The organism is Thalassospira sp. MIT1004 (assembly GCF_001858545.1).
Classification (GTDB): domain Bacteria; phylum Pseudomonadota; class Alphaproteobacteria; order Rhodospirillales; family Thalassospiraceae; genus Thalassospira; species Thalassospira xiamenensis.
The window spans coordinates 1-2,085 of record NZ_MCAO01000028.1 but is presented as its reverse complement, the minus strand read 5'-3'; the positions used below and the strand labels follow the sequence as shown (position 1 = coordinate 2,085).

2 protein-coding genes are annotated in these 2,085 nt (G+C 56.8%); both read right to left on the bottom strand.

The genetic code is table 11. The features are described from left to right. Window positions 1-184 precede the first annotated feature (184 nt). Window positions 185-1,540, bottom strand: a complete 1,356-nt coding sequence (gene hemN / locus BC440_RS11560) for an oxygen-independent coproporphyrinogen III oxidase (RefSeq protein WP_071240245.1) — start codon at window positions 1,538-1,540, stop codon at window positions 185-187. Window positions 1,541-1,632: 92 nt separating this feature from the next. Then, on the bottom strand, window positions 1,633-2,085 hold a 453-nt coding region (locus BC440_RS11555), incomplete at its 5' end, for an HIT family protein (protein WP_247643572.1).

The window sequence follows — 2,085 nt, the reverse complement described above, 5'->3', positions numbered from 1 at the left end:
GTGCCTTAACTTCAAAACCCCTGCCGAGCTATTCTCTGAGCAGGTCAAACATGTTGCACTTCAAGTGTGAGTCCATCTTCCCGCCTTCGCGGGAATGACGATCAGGTTGTGAATGACAATCGGATTGGGAGGGCTGTGTCAGCGGTCTGAGGGCCGGGTTATCCGGCCCTGTTGACAGCCACATCTAGACCGCCTGTGAATGCCGTCCGTGGGCGTGATCAAGATAGGTATCAAACGCGGCACACACCGCCCGGACAAGCGGTCGGCCGCTTTCGGTCAGGTGGATGTGTGTGCCGTTAACTTCGACGATGCCATCCTGTGTCATGGCGCGGACCCGGTCGATTTCGCATGTGAAGCGGTCGACGGATGTGCCGTGATCGGCGCAGATGGCGGCGACATCAACCGTCAGGTTGCACATCAGTTCGTTGATGATGTCGCGCCGGATGCGATCCTCGTTACTGACCGCAATGCCCTTCTCAATCGCACATTTTCCGGCCTCTACCGCGCGTTGCCAGCGGGCAAGGGCCGGGTCGTTCTGGGCATAGCCCTGTGGCAGGGACGAAATCGCAGACGGGCCAAAACCGATCAATGCTTCGGCGCGGTCGGTGGTGTAGCCCTGAAAATTACGATGTAAAAGGCCGCTTTTCTGTGCGATGGCCATCGCGTCGTCATCGCGGGCGAAATGGTCAAGGCCGATGGCGCTGTAACCATGCGAGGTCAGCTGGGTCTGGATGGCTTCGTACTGGGCCCAGCGGGCTGCGGTGTCGGGCAGGGCTTCGGTCGGGATCAGGTTCTGATGCTTTTTCATCCATGGCACATGGGCATAACCGAATACCGACAGGCGGTCGGGGTTGAGCGTGACCGTCTGATCAACGGTTTCGATGATGCTGTCGACCGTCTGGAACGGCAGGCCATACATCAGATCGACATTGATGCCCGAAATTTTGTGCGCACGCAGACGGGCAATGACATCTTCGACCAGCTCAAACGATTGCACGCGGTTGACCGCACGCTGGACAAACGGGTTGAAATCCTGAATGCCGATGCTGGCGCGGGTAAAGCCGCAATCGGCCATGGCATCGATAAATTCCGGGGTGGCTGTGCGCGGATCCATTTCAAGGGCGACTTCGGCATCGTCAAGGATATCGATGCGATCGGTCAGATCGGCCATGATCGCGCGCAGGTCTTCGGGTTTAAGTGCCGTCGGGCTGCCGCCGCCAAAATGAATGTGCGACACCTTGAAACGGTGGGCGGGGTCAAGTTTTGACAGCAGGCTTGCGATTTCAGCCCGAAGGGCGACAACAAAATTGCCGACCGGGTCATATTGCTTGGTGATTTTGGTATTGCACCCGCAGAACCAGCACATTTCACGGCACCACGGAATATGCAGATAAAGCGATAAGGGTTGCGCGGGATCAAGGTCACCCAGCCAGCTTTCGAAAACCCTGCCATTCACCGACGCACTGAAATGCGGTGCGGTCGGATAGCTGGTATAGCGCGGCAGACGCAGGTCGTATTTTTCGTAAAGGGCGAGTTGCATGACGGACATCCCGAAAATTCGTTCTGTCCGTCTTTTGCATTATTCCAAATTCATCTTCCTTGATATGCGTCAAGGAGCGGCAAAGCGGGAAATTACAGATGCTTGAAAGCCGAAATCAGATCGGCCCGCAGGATCGCCAGACGTTCATTGCCGGTTTCCTCGTCATAAGGTTCGGCCTTGCCGACGCCCCAGATCGGGCCGGGCCATGCGGCATCATTTTTGAACCGGGCGACGACGTGGCAATGTAGTTGCGGAACCATGTTGCCCAGCATCGCGACATTGGTTTTATCGGCGTTGAAACGGCGTTTCAGCGTTGCCGAGGCAATCGCGCATTCATCACCCAGCAATTTGCGTTCATCCGCGCTCAGATCGTCATAATCGACCAGATTGGCGCGTTTTGGCACAAGGATCAGCCACGGATAGCGGGCGTCATTCATCAACAGGACATGGGATAGCGGACCGTCGGTGACGAGATCGGTGTCGGCGGCAAGTTGCGGATGAAGGGCGAAATCGTTGATCATGGGGGCCTCTTTTGGGGCTTGGGG

Bases quoted from the DNA above. Each gene is read 5' to 3' on its own strand.
- hemN (WP_071240245.1), bottom strand. From the start codon at position 1,540: ATGCAACTCGCCCTTTACGAAAAATACGACCTGCGTCTGCCGCGCTAT.